The 18131-nt window shown below is 64.8% G+C and carries 15 protein-coding genes and 2 tRNA genes; 11 read left to right on the top strand and 6 right to left on the bottom strand.

Features of this window, described 5'->3' with window-relative positions; genetic code table 11:
* Positions 1–86 precede the first annotated feature (86 nt).
* The 7 genes from AC3LB0_RS01415 to AC3LB0_RS01385 are packed head-to-tail and all read left to right on the top strand — an operon-like array spanning position 87 to position 9571.
* Positions 87–2726, top strand: a complete 2640-nt coding sequence (locus tag AC3LB0_RS01415) for an ATP-dependent helicase (RefSeq protein ID WP_488649384.1) — start codon at positions 87–89, stop codon at positions 2724–2726.
* Positions 2723–4828 carry an NAD-dependent DNA ligase LigA gene (gene ligA / locus AC3LB0_RS01410; RefSeq protein WP_488649383.1) on the top strand — a complete coding sequence of 702 codons (2106 nt, stop codon included), beginning with the start codon at positions 2723–2725 and terminating at the stop codon, positions 4826–4828. Before AC3LB0_RS01415 ends, ligA begins: the two co-directional genes overlap by 4 nt.
* A gap of 9 nt (positions 4829–4837) precedes the next feature.
* The gene (gene gatC / locus AC3LB0_RS01405) at positions 4838–5143 is read left to right on the top strand and encodes an Asp-tRNA(Asn)/Glu-tRNA(Gln) amidotransferase subunit GatC (protein ID WP_488649382.1); all 306 of its coding nucleotides are present in this window, start codon (positions 4838–4840) and stop codon (positions 5141–5143) included.
* The gene (gene gatA, locus AC3LB0_RS01400; RefSeq protein WP_488649381.1) at positions 5140–6687 is read left to right on the top strand and encodes an Asp-tRNA(Asn)/Glu-tRNA(Gln) amidotransferase subunit GatA; all 1548 of its coding nucleotides are present in this window, start codon (positions 5140–5142) and stop codon (positions 6685–6687) included. Before gatC ends, gatA begins: the two co-directional genes overlap by 4 nt.
* Positions 6684–7868: a pyridoxal phosphate-dependent aminotransferase gene (locus tag AC3LB0_RS01395; RefSeq protein ID WP_488649380.1), complete on the top strand. Its 1185-nt coding sequence runs from the start codon at positions 6684–6686 to the stop codon at positions 7866–7868. The genes gatA and AC3LB0_RS01395 overlap by 4 nt, the downstream gene beginning before the upstream one ends.
* Positions 7865–9298 (top strand): Asp-tRNA(Asn)/Glu-tRNA(Gln) amidotransferase subunit GatB, encoded by a 1434-nt coding sequence (gene gatB, locus AC3LB0_RS01390; protein WP_488649379.1) that lies wholly within the window; start codon positions 7865–7867, stop codon positions 9296–9298. Before AC3LB0_RS01395 ends, gatB begins: the two co-directional genes overlap by 4 nt.
* Positions 9299–9571, top strand: coding sequence for a hypothetical protein (locus AC3LB0_RS01385; RefSeq protein WP_488649378.1), 273 nt, complete (start codon positions 9299–9301; stop codon positions 9569–9571).
* Here AC3LB0_RS01385 and AC3LB0_RS01380 read toward each other — a convergent pair.
* The 3 genes from AC3LB0_RS01380 to AC3LB0_RS01370 are packed head-to-tail and all read right to left on the bottom strand — an operon-like array spanning position 9568 to position 11674.
* Positions 9568–10404, bottom strand: coding sequence for a PfkB family carbohydrate kinase (locus AC3LB0_RS01380; RefSeq protein WP_488649377.1), 837 nt, complete (start codon positions 10402–10404; stop codon positions 9568–9570). The genes AC3LB0_RS01385 and AC3LB0_RS01380 overlap by 4 nt on opposite strands.
* Positions 10401–11147 carry a hypothetical protein gene (locus AC3LB0_RS01375; protein ID WP_488649376.1) on the bottom strand — a complete coding sequence of 249 codons (747 nt, stop codon included), beginning with the start codon at positions 11145–11147 and terminating at the stop codon, positions 10401–10403. The genes AC3LB0_RS01380 and AC3LB0_RS01375 overlap by 4 nt, the downstream gene beginning before the upstream one ends.
* Positions 11144–11674 (bottom strand): CoA-binding protein, encoded by a 531-nt coding sequence (locus AC3LB0_RS01370; RefSeq protein ID WP_488649375.1) that lies wholly within the window; start codon positions 11672–11674, stop codon positions 11144–11146. Before AC3LB0_RS01370 ends, AC3LB0_RS01375 begins: the two co-directional genes overlap by 4 nt.
* Before the next feature lie 35 nt (positions 11675–11709).
* Between AC3LB0_RS01370 and AC3LB0_RS01365 the strand changes: the two genes are divergently transcribed.
* Both AC3LB0_RS01365 and AC3LB0_RS01360 read left to right on the top strand, forming a co-directional pair.
* A complete protein-coding gene (locus AC3LB0_RS01365; RefSeq protein WP_488649374.1) occupies positions 11710–15399 on the top strand; it encodes a DNA polymerase III subunit alpha in 3690 nt (1229 codons plus the stop codon).
* A gap of 48 nt (positions 15400–15447) precedes the next feature.
* Positions 15448–16488 (top strand): prenyltransferase, encoded by a 1041-nt coding sequence (locus tag AC3LB0_RS01360; RefSeq protein ID WP_488649373.1) that lies wholly within the window; start codon positions 15448–15450, stop codon positions 16486–16488.
* 12 nt (positions 16489–16500) lie between these two features.
* Here AC3LB0_RS01360 and AC3LB0_RS01355 read toward each other — a convergent pair whose 3' ends face one another.
* The 3 genes from AC3LB0_RS01355 to AC3LB0_RS01345 form a co-directional block, all read right to left on the bottom strand.
* Positions 16501–16716 (bottom strand): hypothetical protein, encoded by a 216-nt coding sequence (locus AC3LB0_RS01355; protein WP_488649372.1) that lies wholly within the window; start codon positions 16714–16716, stop codon positions 16501–16503.
* A 21-nt stretch (positions 16717–16737) separates the two neighbouring features.
* Positions 16738–16824 (bottom strand) — tRNA-Leu (locus AC3LB0_RS01350).
* Between the two features lie 27 nt (positions 16825–16851).
* Positions 16852–16937 (bottom strand) — tRNA-Leu (locus AC3LB0_RS01345).
* 35 nt (positions 16938–16972) lie between these two features.
* Here AC3LB0_RS01345 and AC3LB0_RS01340 point away from each other — a divergent pair.
* Positions 16973–17635, top strand: a complete 663-nt coding sequence (locus AC3LB0_RS01340; RefSeq protein WP_488649371.1) for an RNA polymerase sigma factor — start codon at positions 16973–16975, stop codon at positions 17633–17635.
* Entirely contained in the window at positions 17628–18110 is a 483-nt protein-coding gene (locus AC3LB0_RS01335; protein WP_488649370.1) for a hypothetical protein, read from the top strand. Before AC3LB0_RS01340 ends, AC3LB0_RS01335 begins: the two co-directional genes overlap by 8 nt.
* Positions 18111–18131: the final 21 nt, after the last annotated feature.

Genomic DNA, 18131 nt, shown 5'->3' with positions numbered 1-18131 from the left:
CGCACCTAGTGAAGAGGACTCTCGGCGGGGCCGAGGGTCCTCTTCGTTTTTCGTGGGCGGAGGGTGGCGGGCGGTAGAATACTCGGGTGAACCTCCCCCTTGATCCCACGGGTGAACCATCGCCGGCGGAGCGTTTCCTCCCGCGTCGCGCCCAGCTGACGGGGGCCGCCCTCAGCGCCGTTCAGGAGCGGATCCTTGCCCCGCTGAACGAGGCGCAGCGACGCGCGGTAACGACAACTGCGGGCCCACTGCTGGTGCTCGCAGGCGCCGGCTCAGGGAAGACGCGGGTGATCACGCACCGCATCGCCTGGCTGATCCAGCACGAGGGCGTCGCCCCGTGGAAGATCCTTGCGGTGACCTTTACGAATAAGGCCGCCGCCGAGATGCGCGATCGCCTCCACGAGATGATCGGTGAGGCGGCGCGCGATGTGGCGATGGGCACCTTCCACAGCCTCTGCGCCCGCATGTTGCGTCGCGACGGCGAGGCGATCGGGCTGCCGAAGGGCTTCACGATCTACGACGCCGACGATCAGGCGCGGGTGATCAAGGGGTTCCTCAAAGAGGATGACCTCCCCGCCACCGGCGAGACGAAGCCGAGCCTGATCCTTGGCGCAATCAGCCGCGCCAAGAATGACGGCCTCAACGCTGACCAGATGGAGGATCGTGCGATCACCCATCACGAGCGCCTCGTCGCCCGATTTGCGCGTCGCTATGCTGCCGAGCTGAAGCGCCTCGACGCTGTCGACTTTGATGACCTGCTCCTCAAAGGGCTGCGCCTGCTGCAGGAGGCACCCGCCGTGGCCGATCGCTATCGAGCGAAGTGGGAGTACCTGCACGTTGATGAATACCAGGACACCAACCGCATCCAATACACCTGGGTCCGCGAGCTTGCGGCTAAACACGGGAACCTCTGTGTGGTGGGAGACGACGATCAATCCATCTACAGCTGGCGCGGGGCTGACATTCGCAACATTCTCGACTTTGAACGTGACTGGCCAACGGCTGAAGTTGTTCCACTTGAGCAAAACTATCGCTCAACGCAAACGATCCTCGATGCAGCACACGGCGTCGTCTCGAACAACGAGGGTCGCAAGAAGAAGAAACTCTGGACCGATCTTGAGGGTGGTGATCAGATCACCGTCTATGGCGCGTTTGATCCCGAAGATGAGGCGGCCTGGATCGTTCGGCGCATTGAAGAGGCTTCCGCCGTGGTGACCGGTCGTCGCGCGGATGCACCAGAGCCCGTTAGCCTGAACGGCATCGCCATCCTGTATCGCACCAATGCACAGTCGCGCGCAATTGAAGAGGCACTCCTGCGCTCGAGCATTCCGTATCAGCTGATCGGCGGCACACGCTTCTACCAGCGCCGCGAGGTGAAGGATGCCCTGGCTTGGCTCCGCGTCCTGCGCAGCGACACCGACCGCATCTCGTACGAGCGCATTCTCAACGTGCCCCCTCGTGGCATTGGCGATAAGACGATTGAACTACTACGCGCCGCTGCCTCACCGAGCGTGAGCGCGCCCGACGGAACTCCATACGGACACGTCATCGCCGCCGCTGGACGAGGCGAGGTGTCAGGGGTGAACACACGCGCACGAAACTCCCTTGCCGGCATCGCCGACGTGATCAGCCGCCTACGCGATCGTATCGCGGCGGTCACGCTTCCGGAACTGCTGGACGGGGTCTATTCGGAGTCTGGCCTGCGTGCACATCTCGCCTCGGAGGGTGTGGAGGGAGAGGAGCGCTGGGCGAACCTTCTCGAGCTCCGCGGCATCTCGGGGCGATTCATGGAGCTCGCCCCACTCGACGCACTCGACCGATTTGTTGAGGACACGGCGCTGGTCGCCGATCAGGATGCCTTCGATGGCGATGCGGAGCGCGTGACGCTGATTACCCTGCACGCCGCAAAAGGGCTGGAGTGGCCGACCGTCTTCATCTCAGGGTTGACCGAAGGGCTCTTCCCGCACAGCCGCGCCCTCATGGACCAGGAGCAGATGGAGGAGGAGCGTCGCCTCTGCTACGTCGGTATCACGCGGGCGAAGCGTCGCCTCAGCCTCTCGTACGCACTTCGTCGTGGCTGGGGTGATGGCGACGGTGCGCCGTCACGCTTCCTCGCGGAGATCCCAGAGGAGCTGCTCGTTGTTGCGAATGATGACGACCCACGCGCCGATGGTGAGACGCGCTTCGGTCGTGGCTTCCGTTCGGCGCGGGCAGGATTCGCGGGTGGCGAGTCGTGGCGTGAGGGGAGTGGCACACCGGGAGCCCCGAGCGGCGCCTTCCGCCCTGGGCGCGACCTAGAGGCGAGGCGGCGCGCCTACAGCGCTGGCGCACGCTCCGGTTCGCTCCGCGTGCCAGATGACGAAGGGATCGACGAGGCGCCAGACGACGACGAGTTCATTGGCGAGGCACCAGAGCTGATGCAGCCGGTCGGACGGATTCCCCCGTGGGCGGCGACGGGACGTGGCGCGGCCGGTGCTCCTCCGCAGGCGGCTGGCGCGCCGCTACCCCCACCACTCCGGCCACGCACCGTCGCACCAGCGCGGGCGCGTATCCCAGGCGAGCGCTACTTCCGTGATGGCGACCGCGTCCTACACCCCTCATTCGGCGAAGGGATCGTGGTCACATCGAAGCTCACCCGCCACGATGAGGAGGTCACGATCGCCTTCGCCGGGTCGGGGGTAAAGACGCTTGCGGCGAGCATCGCCAATCTGGAGGTTCAGGGATGAGCGCCAAGGCTCTCGCGCCAGCGGCACGCTATCGCGAACTCGTTGCCGCCATTAACGAGGCGGATCGTCGCTACTACGTTGAGGATGCGCCAACGCTTGCAGACGTCGAATACGACGCGCTGCGCGTTGAACTCAACGCCCTTGAGAAGGCACATCCCGAGCTCGTTACGCCAGACTCGCCAACGCAGCGTGTCGGACCGAGTGCGGATGATCGAGTGGAGCCAGCGGTCAAGCTGACCGAGGTACGTCACGAGCGTCCAATGCTGAGCCTCTCGAACGCATTCTCGCCCGAAGAGGTCGCCGACTTCGCCGCCAGTGCGGCGAAGGGGCTCGGCGGGCGCGAGCCCGAACTCGTCGCTGAGCTGAAGATTGATGGCCTTGCGATCAGCCTCATCTACGAGCGAGGCGTGCTCGTGCGCGCCGCAACCCGCGGAGACGGCACCACCGGTGAAGATGTGACGGCGAATGTGCGCACGATTCGGGCCATTCCTGCAACGCTGAAGAAGCCGGCTACCTGTGAGGTGCGTGGCGAGATCTACATGCCGAAGTCGTCGTTCGCTGCGCTCAATGCTGAGCGAGCCGCCACCGATCTCCCCCTCTATGCGAATCCACGCAACTCGGCGGCTGGCTCACTGCGGCAGAAAGATGCCGCGATCACGGCCAAGCGCAACCTCTCGTTCTTCGCTTATCAGCTCTTTGAGGAGCCAGCCCCAGCCGCGCAGAGTGCGGCGCTCCGTCGGCTGCACGAACTCGGACTTCCAACTGAGCAGCATGCTCGTGCCGGTCTGAGTGGGGCGAGTGCAGCATCGTTCCTTGCCGAGTGGGTTGAGAAGCGTCGCGCCCTCGAGTACGAGACCGACGGCGCGGTACTGAAAGTGGATGCGGTCGCCGATCAGGAGCAGCTCGGCTCTATCGCCCGTTCGCCGAAGTGGGCGATCGCCTACAAGTTTCCCCCGGAGCAGGTAACGACCCGACTCCTCGGCATTAGCGTGGAGGTTGGCCGTACCGGCTACCTCACTCCGGTGGCAGAGATGGAGCCGGTCTTGGTGGCTGGCTCAACGGTGCGACGCGCAACGCTGCACAACATCGATGAGATTCGTCGCAAGGATGTTCGCGTGGGAGATATCGTCGTGCTGCAGAAGGCGGGGGATGTGATCCCTGAGGTGGTGCGTGGGCTTGCCGAGCGCCGCACCTCACCCCTCCCTGAGTTCACCATGCCGACGCGCTGTCCGTCATGCAGTGCTGAAGTTGTACGCGATGAGGTGCGCCATCGCTGCCCGAATCGCGCCTGTCCGGCGCAGAACTTTGAGACGCTGCGCTATGCGGTTGGCCGTGGGGCGCTCGACCTCGAGGGCGTCGGCAAAAAGTTGCTCGCACAGTTGGTGGAGCGTGGCGTGGTTCGCCGCCTCGGCGATCTGTACCGCCTGACCGCCGAACAACTCGATGGGCTGGACCGCATGGGGAGCCTGAGTGACGGGTCTCGTCGCGAAGGACCGAATCGCATCAGCAACGTGCTCGGCATGATTGAGGCGCGACGAAGCCGCGAGCTATGGCGCGTTCTCGTTGCGCTCGGCATTCGCCATGTCGGTGAGGCGACGGCGAAGGATCTCGCAGCAGAGCTGCAGCGTCGTGTCTCTGCGGCCAGTGGAGCAGCGTGGGGCCGTACCGTGCTTGCCACGCTGCGCTCCCTCACAGCAGAGGAGCTCACCGCCATCTCAGGGGTTGGCGCGGTGGTGGCGGAGAGCATCCTCGCCGCGTTCGCCACAGGGCTGGCGGGCGAATCGCTCGAAGACCTCCTCGACGCGGGGCTCGTGATCGTTCCCGCCGCGGTCGCGCCGGTCGTGACGGGTGGCCCGCTTGCTGGGCGGGTCATTGTGTTCACGGGAACGCTCGCGGCAACGGGCTGGAGCCGACGCGAGGCGCAGGATCGCATCGCAGCGGCGGGGGGTACGGTCGCCGATGTGGTGACCGCAAAGACATCACTGCTCGTGGCGGGAGAGAAGGCTGGCTCCAAGCGTGCCGCCGCCGAGAAGCTCGGCATTCAGATCGTTGATGAGGCGGGCCTCATCGCGCTCCTGGGGGTTGAGCCGTCGGGCGGGTAGGATTCCCGCATGAGTGAACTGACCCGTGCCGAGGTAGAACGCGTCGCTGCGCTGGCACGCCTCGGCCTCACCAGCGACGAGTTGGGGAAGCTCCAGGGCGACCTCAACCTCATCCTGGAGCAGTGGGCCCACCTCGCCGATGTCGATACCTCGAGCGTCCCGCCGAGTGCACAGACGATCGTTCAGGCGATGCCCCTGCGTGACGACATCGCTGAGCCATCCCTCCCCGTTGACGATGCCCTGAAGAACGCACCGGCACGGAGCGGTGACTTTGTGCGCGTGCAGGCGATCCTCTCCGAGGAGGCCGACGGATGAGCGGGGAGAGCCTACGCCGCGCAACCGCGACCGAGCTGCGCGCCGCATTCCAATCGGGCGCCGCAACCTCATGCGCCGTCACCGATGAGCTCTTTGCCGCTATTGATCGAGAAGATGGTGTCCTTGGCGCATGGCTGCACCTTCGACACGAGGAGGCGCGTGCTGAGGCCGACCGCGCCGATGCGCGCTACGCGACCGCACGTGCCGCTGGTGCCGCGGCGCTCAACGCGCTCCCGCCACTCCTCGGCGTCCCCGTTGCGCTGAAGGACCTCGTCAACCTCACCGGAACCCCCACAACTGCGGGCTCACGAATCCTCGAGGGATACATCAGCCCATACGACGCCACCATTGCTGCGCGTTTGAGAGAGGCCGGTGCGGTGATTCTTGGGAAGACCAACATGGACGAATTCGCCATGGGCTCATCGACAGAGTTCTCCGCATACAAGAAGACGGTGAACCCGTGGGCGGTCGACCGCGTCCCTGGTGGTTCGTCGGGCGGATCCTCCGCCGCTGTTGCGGCGTTCCACGCCCCGCTCTCCATCGGCACCGATACGGGTGGCTCCATTCGTCAGCCTGCGAGCCTCACCGGCATCGTCGGCATGAAGCCGACCTACGGCCGCGTCTCGCGCTACGGCATCGTCGCGTTTGCATCATCGCTCGATCAGGTTGGGCCATTTGCGCGCACGGCGCAGGATGCAGCACTGCTGCTGCACACGATTGCTGGCGCCGATGCGCACGACGCCACAAGTTCACGCAGTCCTCTCGATGCGGTGCTGCTCAACCTCCCGAGCGGTGATGCCGCCGCATCTGCCATTCGCGGCAAGCGATTCGCCCTGCCGAAGGAGTACTTTGTCGCCGGCATGGAGGCTGGAGTTGAGCGTGCCGTTCGTGATGCGGTTGCGACGCTTGAAGCTGCGGGCGGGATCGTGGAAGAGGTGAGCCTCCCAACCACTGAGCATGCGCTCGCGACCTACTACATCGTTGCGCCAGCAGAGGCGTCGGCCAACCTCGCTCGCTACGACGGAGTTCGCTACGGCGCATCAAAGCACGGCGGCGGTGACCTCTTGAACGGCTACCTAGAGACGCGCGGTCGCGGCTTCGGCCCTGAGGTGCGCCGACGCATCATGCTCGGCACCTACGCACTCTCCGCGGGCTACTACGACGCCTATTACGTGAAGGCACAGAAGGTCCGCACCCTGATCGCGCGCGACTTTGATCGCATCTGGGCGGCGGGCTTCGACGCCATCGTTGCACCTACGAGTCCACAAGTGGCCTGGAAGTTCGGCGCAAAGATGAGCGATCCGGTCTCCATGTATCTCGCCGATGCCTGCACGCTTCCGGCAAACATGGCGGGCCTCCCAGGGGTGAGCATTCCGTGCGGCCTCTCTGAGAACCTCCCTGTGGGTCTGCAGCTGATCGGCAAGCCATGGTCTGAAGCCGAACTGCTCAGTATCTCCGCGGGCTACGAGGCGCTCACGGCAACCGCAGCATGGCGCACGGTGGCGCCGCATGATCTGACCAAGCTCGGTGGAGGTGCGGCGTGAGCGACTTCGCAAAGCGCGCACTCGCTGACCGCGTCCACGCGGTGCCGCCCTCTGGCATCCGACGCTTCTTCGACATCGCCGCAACGATGAGCGACGTGATCAGCCTCGGCGTGGGGGAGCCCGACTTCGACACTCCTGCACACATCGTTGAGGCGGCGGTGACGAGCCTACGTGCTGGTCGCACCCACTACACCTCAAACTACGGAACCATTGAGCTTCGCCGCGCCATTGCCGCGAAGATTCAGGAGCGCTCGGGGGTCACCTACGATCCAGAGAGCGAAATCATCATCACGGTCGGTGCCTCTGAGGCGGTTGACCTCGCCGTACGCGGCATCGTCGGTACGGGCGATCGCATCGTGCTGCCAGAGCCGTCGTATGTCGCCTACCTCCCAGCGATCGTCTTTGCGGGTGGAACCGCCGTACCGGTGGCGACGAGCGGCAGCGACAACTGGCGCCTCCATGCTGAGGCCGTTGATGCCGCGGCGACCGGCGCCAAGGCGCTCTTCCTCGGCTATCCGGCGAATCCAACGGGGGCAACCCTCGACGAGCCGACCCGCGAGGCGCTCGCCAAGATCTCCGTGGCACGGGACCTGGTGGTGATTAGCGACGAGATCTATGACCGACTCGTCTATGAGGGACCGGCGCACCGCGCAATGTCGGCCTATCCGGGGATGCGTGAGCGCACCATCCTGATCGGCGGCTTCTCGAAGTCGTACGCCATGACGGGGTGGCGCGTCGGCTTCCTCTGCGCCCCGAAGGAGATCGTTGCGGGCCTGGTCAAGATTCACCAGTACACGATCATGAGCGCCCCAACGATCGCGCAAGATGCAGCCCTTGAAGCGCTCACGAACGGCGAGCCGGCGCTCGAGGAGATGCGCGCCGCCTACGCGCGACGTCGCACCATTGTGCTGGATGGCCTCGCCGCACTCAAACTACCAACCGGTGCGCCACAGGGCGCCTTCTACGCCTTCCCCGACATTCGCTCAACCGGTCTCACCGACGAGCAGTTCGCTGAGGGCCTCCTCACCGAAGAGCGTGTCGCGGTGATTCCGGGATCCTCGTTCGGTACGAGCGGCGTCGGGCATGTGCGTATCTGCTACGCCACCTCGGAAGAGAACCTCCGCGAGGCGTTGGTGCGCATCGGCCGATTCGTTGCCAAGGCGCGCGAGGTGGCGGCATGACCTGGCATGCGGTGATCGGCATTGAGGTGCACGTACAGCTACGCACCGTCACAAAGATGTTCTGCCCCTGCGCCATTGCGGCCGAGGGTGACCTCCCGAACAGCAAGACCTGCCCAACCTGCCTCGGCCTCCCTGGCGCACTCCCAGTGCCGAACCGAGCCGCGATTGAGAAAGTCCTCGCCGTTGGTGCTGCGATCGGTGCCGCCGCGCCGGCCACCACGATTTGGGATCGCAAGAACTACTTCTACCCAGACCTACCGAAGGGGTATCAGATCAGCCAGCTCGACTTCCCACTCGCCGAGCATGGAACCATTGAGGTAACAACCAGCGCCGGAACCAGTCGCGTGCGCATTCGCCGCGCCCACCTCGAGGAGGATACGGCTCGCCTTCGCCACGAGAAGGGGGGTGACGGGAAGCGCTCCAGCCTGATCGACTACAACCGTTCGGGCGTCGCGCTCCTTGAGATCGTGACCGAACCCGACATTCGCGACGCTGAGACGGCCCGCCGCTACGCCGAAGAGCTCCGACTCCTGCTGCGCACGATCGGTGCAGCCGACGCCGAGATGGAGAACGGGCAGATGCGCGTCGAGGCAAATGTCTCGATCCGTCCAAGCGAGGATGCACCGTTTGGTACGCGCACCGAAGTAAAGAACATGAACTCCTTCCGCTCGGTGGAGAAGGCGATCGCCTTTGAGATTGCACGGCAGACCGAAGTCCTTGAATCGGGTGGAACGATCACGCAAGAGACACGCGGCTGGGATGAGTCGAGCGAGAGCACCTACACGATGCGCGCAAAAGAGAACTCGCACGACTACCGCTACTTCCCAGAGCCTGACCTGCCGCCACTCGCCATTGATCCAGCCTGGTTGGCGGGCATCGTTGCGAGCATCCCCGAGGTCCCTTCGGCGCGCCGAGCACGCTATGTGGAACAGCTCGGGCTCTCCGAATACGATGCCGCTGTCTTGGTCGGTGAGCCTCGTGCTGCGGCGCTCTTTGAGGCGTCACGCGCTGCAGATGCAACGATTGATGCGAAGACGCTCGCCAACTGGGTGACAGGCGAGTATCTCCGAGCGGCAAATGAGGGGGCTGCGGAGCCGGATCCGGTGCAATTCGCCGCGCTGATTGGCGCGGTCTTTCGCAAGGAGATCAATGGCACCATAGGGAAAGAACTCTTCGCCGAGCTCTTGGGCGGCAGCTTCGATGTGCGCGCGGCGATCGCTGAGCGCGGGCTTGGGCAGATTAGTGACGACGGCGCCCTGAAGAAACTTGCTAGCGAGGTGCTCGCTGCGAACCCACAGGCGCTCGCCGACTGGAAGGCGGGGAAGCAGCAGGCGATCGGCTTCTTGGTTGGCCAGGCGATGAAGGCGAGCAAGGGGCGTGGCGACGCTGCCCAACTTGGCGCCGTCTTCAAGACTCTGCTCGACGCCTAAGTGCTCGACCTGGTTCGACTCTTCGTTGGCGGTCTCGGCATCGCCGGGTTCGTCTACCTTGCACTCCGGCTCCCACCGCTCCTTCGAGCGCGAACGGAGTGGGCAAGCCGCGTCGGTGCAGCGACTCGCTATGAGGCGTGGCGCGGCACCCCGGGGAGTGGCCCCGACCTTGTCGATCGTCTCGAGGGTGAGCTCATCGCCAATCGATTGCGCCGCTTGGCGGGCGTTGGCCTTGCAGCGGCCGCAGGAATCTTGCTCGCCCTGCTGACCTAGTCTGCGTACGCTGCGTCAGGGAGGGGGAGACTCCACGCCGTCGCGGTAGCTCCCGCCGATTGCCCGGCAGCGACGGAATCACTCAAGGAGGCGCCAGCCTGGTGCGCCATCAAGAACGCTGCGATAAAGGCATCCCCACACCCAATGGTGCTCCCCGCCACGGGGACCGCCACGGTTGGGTAGAACGTCTCCGATTGGCTCCCACCGTCAACGACCAGAACCCCCTGCGCCCCAAGGGTTACGACGGCCACCTTCTGAGCGTCGAGAACGAAGCGACGAACCTCCGCGAGTGACGCATCATCTCGCGCGCCGGGCCAGCCGATGAAGGCGAGATCAATGTGCGCGAGCGTGTCGCGGAGCCGCTCTGGCGTGTAATGGCGAAACCCAAGGAAATCTGCACTGACCATCACATGCTCAAGGTGTCCAGATGCCGAGAGTCGCTCCAGCTCTGCGATCGCTCCTTCCACGAGGACGGTATGCCAATGCGTTGCGGTAGCAAGTGCGGCGAGCTCTTCTGCAGTGCAGTGCACCACCTTCCACACGCCATCGACGTAGTTGTCCATCTGCGGTTGGCGGTCTGCTCCGATACGGACATCGATAGAGGAGCTCTCTCCGGGCACGACGAGCGATGCAGGGAGATGTGGAATCCGATTGCGCTGAAGGAACTCCACGAATAGATCCTGGTCGCTCGAGCCGATCCGCGTCTGGAGGAGGAACTCTTTGCCGGCAGCGGCCCAGTGGTACGCCATGTTTAAGACACCGCCGCCAGGTAGGGTGCGGCCGCTCTCCAGATATCGATCGCGGCTCACGGTGCCGAAGAAGACGCTACTCACAGCCCCGCAAGCGGCATGGATCGGGCATCACCCGACGCGAGGAACCGATCCAGACGCACCTCCACAACTTTGCTTGACTGCCAGAACGTTTCGATGGAGAGATGGCCACACCCCTCTTCGTGATACCACTCACGTCGCCCTGGGTTCGTGGTGATCAGCGCCGGATCATGCGCCGGCACGACCGCTGGGCTGAGCAGGTATCCAGGGGAGAGGGGATCGCGAATCTGTAGCAGCCCATCGCCCCTGAAGCCGCTCGCGCGCGGTGTGGTGACGCGCTCACCGGTGCCAAAATCGAGAAGTTCTACGGTCTCATCTGGTGTTGCCGTGACCGTTGGCCAGGCTGGATCGTCGACGAGCTCGGCAATGACGCGGCGTACGGAGATGTCTTGGTAGTGGTTCATCGCCGTGTGCGGCTGCTCGTAGTCGTTGTCGTAGACGTTGGTCGGGTTGTCGTCGTACACGTTTGCGCAGGCCTCTACCAAGAAGCTCACCAACTCAGGACGGTCGCGCAGGTAGCGCCGGTATGCCTCTTCGTATTCAAGGATTGCTACAGCTCGTGGCACGATCTTTCCGCGCACGACGTGGGAGATCCGCCAGCCATCGGCGCCGAAGCGTTCGCTAAGGAGCGCGTTCCAGCGCGCCTTCTCGGCACCAGAGAAGCCAGGCAGCCCGACGGGGATCCAGATCGCCGACAACCGGTCTGCCGTCTCTGCAGGGAGGCGTGCTAGCCAGTTGGTGGTCATGCTGTGACTTGGGGGTTTGGTCCAGAGATGCCCAGGCGCGGAATCTCAATGGCGGGACAGCGATCCTGTACGAAAGGGATGGATGCTTCGGCGGCGACCAATGCGGCAGCGGGGCTAATCACCCCAAGCTGCAGCCAGAGTCCGCGAGCGCCAATCGCGACGGCCTCGCGTGCAACCTCCTCGCACTCTTCGGAGCGCCGAAAGACATCAACGAGATCGATCCGCTCGCCAGCTGGAAGTGAGGCGGCAGCGGCACGGAGTGTTGGGTAGCAGGGGAGGCCCGCCACCCCGTCGCGCAGCGCTTCGGGCATGGGGTTGATCGGGAGGATCTGCCAGCCAGCTGCGGCGAGTGTGCGCAGGACGCCGTGCGAGGGGCGGTCCGGGCGCGGGGAGGCGCCGACGACCGCAATGGTGCGACTCTCCGTCAGCATGCGGCGCATGAGCGCGTCTGCTGCGGCGGGATCGGGGGCGCCCCCTTCGGCGGCCTCTATGGCTGCCCGTAGTCGTGCGCGTTCCTGCTCATCCATAGGGGGATGGTACGCCGATCGCTAGACTGCCACTCGTGAGCGCCAAGACTAATTTCACGCACCTTCACGTCCACAGCGAGTTCAGCCTGCTCGATGGCATGAGCAACCTGGAGGCGCTGATGGAGGAGACGAAGCGCCTCGGGATGGACTCCATCGCCCTCACCGACCACGGCGCCCTCTACGGCTCGGTCCAGTTCGTCCAGGCGGCGAAGAAGCACGGGATTAAGCCGATCATCGGCGTTGAGACGTACGTCGCTCGCCGTGGGATGCGCGACAAGGAGGGGAAGGCCGATCAGCAGCCGTTCCACCTCATTGCCCTCGCGACGAGCGCAACGGGCTATCGCAACCTCTGCCGGATCGTGACCGACGCACATCTCGATGGGCTCTACTACAAGCCGCGTACCGACCACGACCATCTTGCGCGGCACGCCGAGGGCCTCGTCGGACTCTCGGGCTGCTTGAACGGCGAGATCGCACGCGCGCTGGAGGTTGATGACTGGGAGCACGCGCGCGCGCTCGCTGGGAAGTACGGCGAAATCTTTGGGAAGGGGCGCTTCTTCCTTGAGGTGCAAGATCACGGACTCCCCGAGCAGCGTCGCCTGAACGAGCAGCTCTTCCGTCTCGCCCCCGAAGTGGGTCTGCCGCTCGTGTTGACGAACGACCTGCACTACGTCCGCGCCGACCAGCGTGATGCGCACGACGTGCTCCTCTGCATCGGCACGGCGAGCAACCTTGAGACACCGGGTCGCATGAAGTTTGGTTCTGGCGACTTCTACCTCAAGTCTTCAGAGCAGATGGCGGCCCTCTTCCCTGATCGCCCGGAGCTGCTCAAGAACACGCGGCTCATCGCCGAGATGGTGGACTTCAGCCTAGAACTCGGCACAACGCGCGTTCCAGACATCGAGGTGCCAGAGGGCGAGAGCGTCGAGACCTGGCTTACCAAGGAGGCCGAGCGTGGGCTCGTCCGTCGATTCGGCACGCCGAGCGACACCGCACGTACGCGGCTCGAGTACGAACTCAACGTGATCATCAAAATGGGGTACGCCGCCTATTTCCTTATCGTGGCCGACTTCGTGCGCTTCGCTCGAGAGCAGGGGATTGCCACCACCTGCCGAGGCAGTGCGCCTGGGTCGATCGTGACCTACGCGCTCGGCATCACGCCCGTAGATCCGCTGCACTACGAGCTTCCGTTCGAGCGATTCCTGAACGAGGACCGCGTGACCATGCCCGATATTGACATCGACTTTGAAGATGGTCGCCGTGACGAGGTGATTCGCTACGTCTCGCAAAAGTACGGGGAAGACCGTGTCGCCCAGATCATCACCTTCGGCACGATGGCGGCGCGCGCCTCGATCCGCGACGTGGGTCGCGTGCTTGGGAAGAGCTACAGCGAGGTTGACCGTATTGCGAAATCGGTGCCAGCCCTCGTCAACATCAGCCTTGCCCAGGCGCGAAAGTCCCCAGAATTTGCAGCCTACGCCGATGGCACGGAGTACAGCCAGCTCATCGGTCTCGCTGAGCAACTAGAGGGGGTGGTGCGGAACGCCTCAACGCACGCCGCCGGCGTGGTGATCAGCCGCGAGCCCCTTACCGAGATCATGGCGCTCCAGCGCGCGACGAACTCCGAGGGGGTCATGACCCAGATCGAGATGCACGGCGTAGAGGCGCTCGGCCTGTTGAAGTTCGACTTCCTCGGCCTAGCGAACCTCACGATCCTCCGCACGGCGGTGGATCGTATTCGAGAGACCCGCGGCATTGAGATTGATCTCGACAAGATTCCGTTGGATGACGCGAAGACGTTCGCTCTCCTCGCCTCAGGCGAGACGACCGGAATCTTCCAGCTCGAGTCGCCCGGCATGCGCCGCTATATCAAGGAGTTGCGCCCGACGAGCGTCTACGACCTAGCCGCCATGGTCGCGCTCTATCGGCCCGGGCCAATGGCGAACATTCCGACCTACATCCGCCGCAAGCACGGCCAGGAGGCGGTGACGTATCTGCACCCCCTCCTTGAGCCGTTCCTCAAGCGAACGTACGGCGTCTTCGTCTACCAGGAGGACATCATGGCCGCGGCCTCTGCGCTCGGTGGCTTCTCGGGCCCGAAGGCGGACACGCTGGGATACGCGGTGCGCAAGAAGAAAGAGGATGTCCTTGCGGGCTTGAAGCAAGAGTTCATCACGAGCGCCGCCGAGCGGGGGGTCGCACGCGCCACAATCGAAAAGGTATTCGAGGCATTTGAGCCGTTCGCAAACTACGGATTCAACAAGGCCCATGCGACCTGCTACGGCCTGATCGCCTACCAAACCGCGTACCTCAAGGCGAACTACACCGTGGAGTACATGACCAGCGTGCTGAATGCCTTCCGCAGCAAGGAGGAGAAGGTCGCCGCAGCAATTGCCGAGTGCCGCCGCCTTGGCATCCCAGTGCTCCCCCCAGACGTTGACTTCTCAAATCTTGACTTTGAGCCAGAGGGAGAGGCGATCCGCTTCGGCCTCTTAGGGGTCAAGAATGTCGGCGCTACTGCCGCCGAGTCGATCGTTGCGGCGCGCGAAGTGGGGGAGCAGGCGGCCTCGCTGCAGGAGTTCTGCGAACGCATTGACCTGCGCCTTGCGAACAAGCGCGTCCTTGAGGCACTGGCGAAGGTTGGAGCGCTCCGCCGCTTCGGCCATCCAGCGCAGATCCTGCTCGCCCTTGACGACGCGATCTCCGGCGGCTCCAGTGCGCAGCGCGAGCGTGCGGCTGGGCAGGTCGGTCTCTTCGATGCGATGCCTGAGCTCGCTGGGGCGGGGATCCCCGCACTCCCACACGTCACAGAGGCCTCGACGCGCGAACGGCTGCGCTGGGAGCGCGAGCTGATGGGCGTCTATCTCAGTGATCACCCAATGAATGCTCTTGCGCCAGCGATGCAGCCGTATGTGGGCACCTTTGTTGGCGACTTTAGCGATGAGTCGTTCCGCGATGAGACGGCGACACTCGGCGCCATCGTCTTGAGCATTCGGCAGATGGTGACGAAGAAGGGTGCCGCAATGGCGATCATCACCGTGGAAGATCTCACGGGGAGCATGGAGGTCGTGGCCTTCCCGCAGGTGTGGGAGTCGACGAAGAGCTCCTGGATCGAGGGCGAGGGGATTCTCATCGCCGGTCGCACCGAGCAGCGCGGTGAGGAGTGGTCGCTGCTCGTTGAGTCCGTCGTTCCGTGGGAGGAGGCGACGCGCCTCAGCGCCGATGCAGTCCGCTCCAAGCTCACCGTTTCGAGCGGGGGGCGACGCTTCGCAAAGCGCTTTGTTGCGCCGCTCCCAAACGGCGGGATTCCGGCGGGCATGGTCCCTGAGGGGATGGAGGCGGGCGCACCACTCATGCCGGAGCGCGCACCCGCCGAATTTGATGCGTCAGTCGCGGTCGAGGCGCCACCTGCAGAGCCGCTCGCAGGGGCCATGTCAAATCCTGATCCGGCAGAGATTCCCGCAGGCGCGGTGCTGCATATCAAGTTCAAGGCGCGCCAGTCCGTTGAGGAGACGATTCGCGCCATGGAGATCGTGAAGGGGGAGCTCCGTGCGCGACCAGGGGCGACCCGTGTGGTGGTGCATATCCCGCAGGGGGGTGGCGCCCAACTCTTGCCGATGGAGCAGCGCAACGGTGTCGCATGGGATGCGGGCCTTCCCGCGATCCTGCGCGACCGCGTGGGCGGCGATGGGATCGAATTGGAGCTGATCTCCCCCGCAACCTGAGGAAGATCCGGCCCTGCAGGTTTATGCAGAAGAGGGGAGAATAGGGGCATGAGCAGCAAAGATTACGCCTCCGTCCTCCTGCGACAGTCGGCCCCAGAGGGCGTTGATTGGCGCACCATGTCGGTCGTCGCGCGAGCACTGCTGCTGACGCGCGCCTCGGTCCTTCCGCTGACGATTCTCGGCGCGGGCCAAGGCCTCCTCTTCGCCTGGTGGAGCGGCAAGATCAGTGATGTCTCGTTCGGCGGAAGCACCGTCAGCGGCATCCTCCTCGGCTTCGCCGCATTCCTCGGCGCGAACCTGGCCCACGCGGCAAACAACCTGGCGAATGACTGGCGTGATTACCACGACGGCCTCGATCGACCCGGCTACCCGCGCGCCGACTACTCGCCACATCCGATCGCCTCAGGTGCTATGTCGAGCCGCACGCTACTTGTTGCGATCGGCGTGCTGACCGCCCTGGCCGCAATCCTCGGTGGCTTCACCATGGTCGTCCGAAACGAACCACTCATCGGCGCATTTGCGATCGCCGGCCTGATCCTCTCGTGGGGCTACACCGATCCACCACTGCGCTTCAAGCGACGTGGTCTCGGTGAGCTCTCCGCCTTCATCGTTTGGGGTCCACTCATGGGAGGGGGAACCTACCTCGCAGCAACTGGCTCCGTTGATGCGATCGCGTTGATCGCGACGCTGCCATGGGCACTCTTTGTCACCGCCGTGCTCTTCGGCAAGCATCTCGACAAGATCGAGGCAGACGGTTCGCGCGGCGTGAAGACCTTCGTCGTTCGCATCGGTGAGCGCCGTGCGCGTGTATTCACAACGGTGCTGATCTCTGCTGGCTATCTGGGGATCGCGATCTTTGCGATCCCTGCAGTCGGAATCTTCCCGTGGTTCGTGGCGCCACTCGCCGGACTCGGCGCGATCTCTGCGCTACCGGCACTGAAGATTGTTGCTGCGCCGCGTCCAGCCGCCCCACCCGCGGGATATCCGCTCTGGCCGCTCTGGCATGTTGGTGCGGCCTTCCTCGCCTCGCGCCCGGCAATGGGAGCACTCTTTGTTGGGCTAGTCGTTGGGGCGATCCTCGGCCGCTAAGCCAACGGGCAGTTACTTACCCTTCGCCTCGGGTCGAGCAACTCGGGCTGGCGCAACGCGCAGCGCCTCAAACTTCGCAAGTTCTACCTCAATTGCTGCGACCTCCGCAGCGGCGGTACGCCATTCAGCTGAGCCGGCGGCTGCAGCGGCGCGCTTTGCGCGAGCGGCGCCATGTTCGCGCATGAGGGTAGGGCGATCAGCGCGCGGTGTGAATGCCTTCTCGCTCATGTTGCCTCCCTGCGATGTGGTTGGTGCCGAAGGCGGGACTCGAACCCGCATGATCTCATCGACCGGCCGATTTTAAGTCGGATGCGTCTGCCATTTCGCCACTTCGGCCCCCCTATCGTAGCGGGGCGGTGGCTTTGGTACCGAAGGTGGGAGTCGAACCCACATGACCTTTCAGTCGACCGATTTTGAGTCGGTTGCGTCTGCCATTTCGCCACTTCGGCACCCATAGATCCTAGCGGCGCGGCACACTAGGCACATGACACGAGGCGGTAGAGCAGGCGGAGGCGAGGGGGCGGAGCGTACGGCGCTGCTCGCCGCCGCACGAGCGGGCTCCCAGGATGCCTTCCGCGACCTCTTCACCCCCGATCTCGATCTGGCGTGGCGGATGGCCCTGCGCATCACGGGGAGCGAGGCGAGCGCCGACGACGCCCTGCAGGCTGGACTCCTCTCGGCGTACCGCTCCCTTGACCGGGTCGCGCCGACCAACCTTCGGGGATGGTTCGTGCGGATCGTGGAGAACGCCGCGCGCGACCTCATGCGACGTGAGCGCCGACACCCGACGCTCCCATTCGCCAGCGAAACGCACGAGGAGGCGGGGGAGGGTGCGCACCGTGAGCGCGTTGCGGCAGAGCCGCAGGCGGGGGCGGCCTCTGATCCGGCGCAGCGTGCCGAGGCGAGCGAGCTCGCCGCCGCTCTGGCTACCGCCCTCGGAGCGATCCCAGAGGAGCGACGCCGGGCGATCCTCCTCTACGACGTCGATGGCTATGACTATGCAGAGATCGCTGATCTGACGGGGGTATCGGTGGGGACCATTAAGAGCCGCATCAGCCGAGGGCGCGAGGAGCTGCGTCGCCTTCTCGCCGACCTGCGGCCGGGAACCGCTGGGGCACCGTTATCGTTGGGAGAGCGAGATGAATAACGCCTCTGGCACCCCTGAGCACGATCCGCTGAGCGCCTATCGCGCTGGTGAGCCCCGCCGTGCCCGCGACCCCTTCGCCAACCCCGCCCTGCGCAGCGAGATTGCACGTATCGCCGAGGCTCGAGCCCAGCGCGCTGCAAGCGGCTGGCGATCGGCCCTCTTCGGCTGGCTGAGCGCCGCGCCGCGTGGTGCCCTCGCGGGCGCCGCACTCTCCGGCGCACTCCTTCTTGGGGGCGTTGCTGGTCAGTTGGCGGGCAGCGCTGAGAGCGCCGCGCGAATGGAGACTGGCGCCGACCCCCTCGCATCGAGCCTCGCGCCCGACGCCTCGATGGAGGTGAAGGCGGACGGCACGAGCGACGAGATCCTCGCATCGGGGACGCTCGATGGCGCCACCATCGTCTCTGGAGCCGCTCTGCTTCTGCTGACGGGGAGCCTTGCGGTGGTCTTCGTGAGCGTGCGGAGGCGACGCGCCTAGCCGAAGGGCTCTGCACTCCTG

Origin of the sequence: Candidatus Limnocylindrus sp. (genome assembly GCF_040397235.1) — a bacterium.
In the GTDB taxonomy this organism is placed as follows: domain Bacteria; phylum Chloroflexota; class Limnocylindria; order Limnocylindrales; family Limnocylindraceae; genus Limnocylindrus.
The sequence above is the reverse complement of the archived record's forward strand: the minus strand, read 5'-3'. Positions and strand labels throughout refer to the sequence as shown.

What these genes read in the sequence shown, in the direction of transcription:
- AC3LB0_RS01360 (WP_488649373.1), top strand. Translation starts at nt 15,448, where the DNA reads ATGAGCAGCAAAGATTACGCCTCCGTCCTCCTGCGACAGTCGGCCCCA.
- AC3LB0_RS01370 (WP_488649375.1), bottom strand. Translation starts at nt 11,674, where the DNA reads ATGGATGAGCAGGAACGCGCACGACTACGGGCAGCCATAGAGGCCGCC.
- AC3LB0_RS01355 (WP_488649372.1), bottom strand. Translation starts at nt 16,716, where the DNA reads ATGAGCGAGAAGGCATTCACACCGCGCGCTGATCGCCCTACCCTCATG.
- AC3LB0_RS01335 (WP_488649370.1), top strand. Translation starts at nt 17,628, where the DNA reads ATGAATAACGCCTCTGGCACCCCTGAGCACGATCCGCTGAGCGCCTAT.
- gatB (WP_488649379.1), top strand. Translation starts at nt 7,865, where the DNA reads ATGACCTGGCATGCGGTGATCGGCATTGAGGTGCACGTACAGCTACGC.
- ligA (WP_488649383.1), top strand. Translation starts at nt 2,723, where the DNA reads ATGAGCGCCAAGGCTCTCGCGCCAGCGGCACGCTATCGCGAACTCGTT.
- AC3LB0_RS01375 (WP_488649376.1), bottom strand. Translation starts at nt 11,147, where the DNA reads ATGACCACCAACTGGCTAGCACGCCTCCCTGCAGAGACGGCAGACCGG.
- gatC (WP_488649382.1), top strand. Translation starts at nt 4,838, where the DNA reads ATGAGTGAACTGACCCGTGCCGAGGTAGAACGCGTCGCTGCGCTGGCA.
- gatA (WP_488649381.1), top strand. Translation starts at nt 5,140, where the DNA reads ATGAGCGGGGAGAGCCTACGCCGCGCAACCGCGACCGAGCTGCGCGCC.
- AC3LB0_RS01340 (WP_488649371.1), top strand. Translation starts at nt 16,973, where the DNA reads ATGACACGAGGCGGTAGAGCAGGCGGAGGCGAGGGGGCGGAGCGTACG.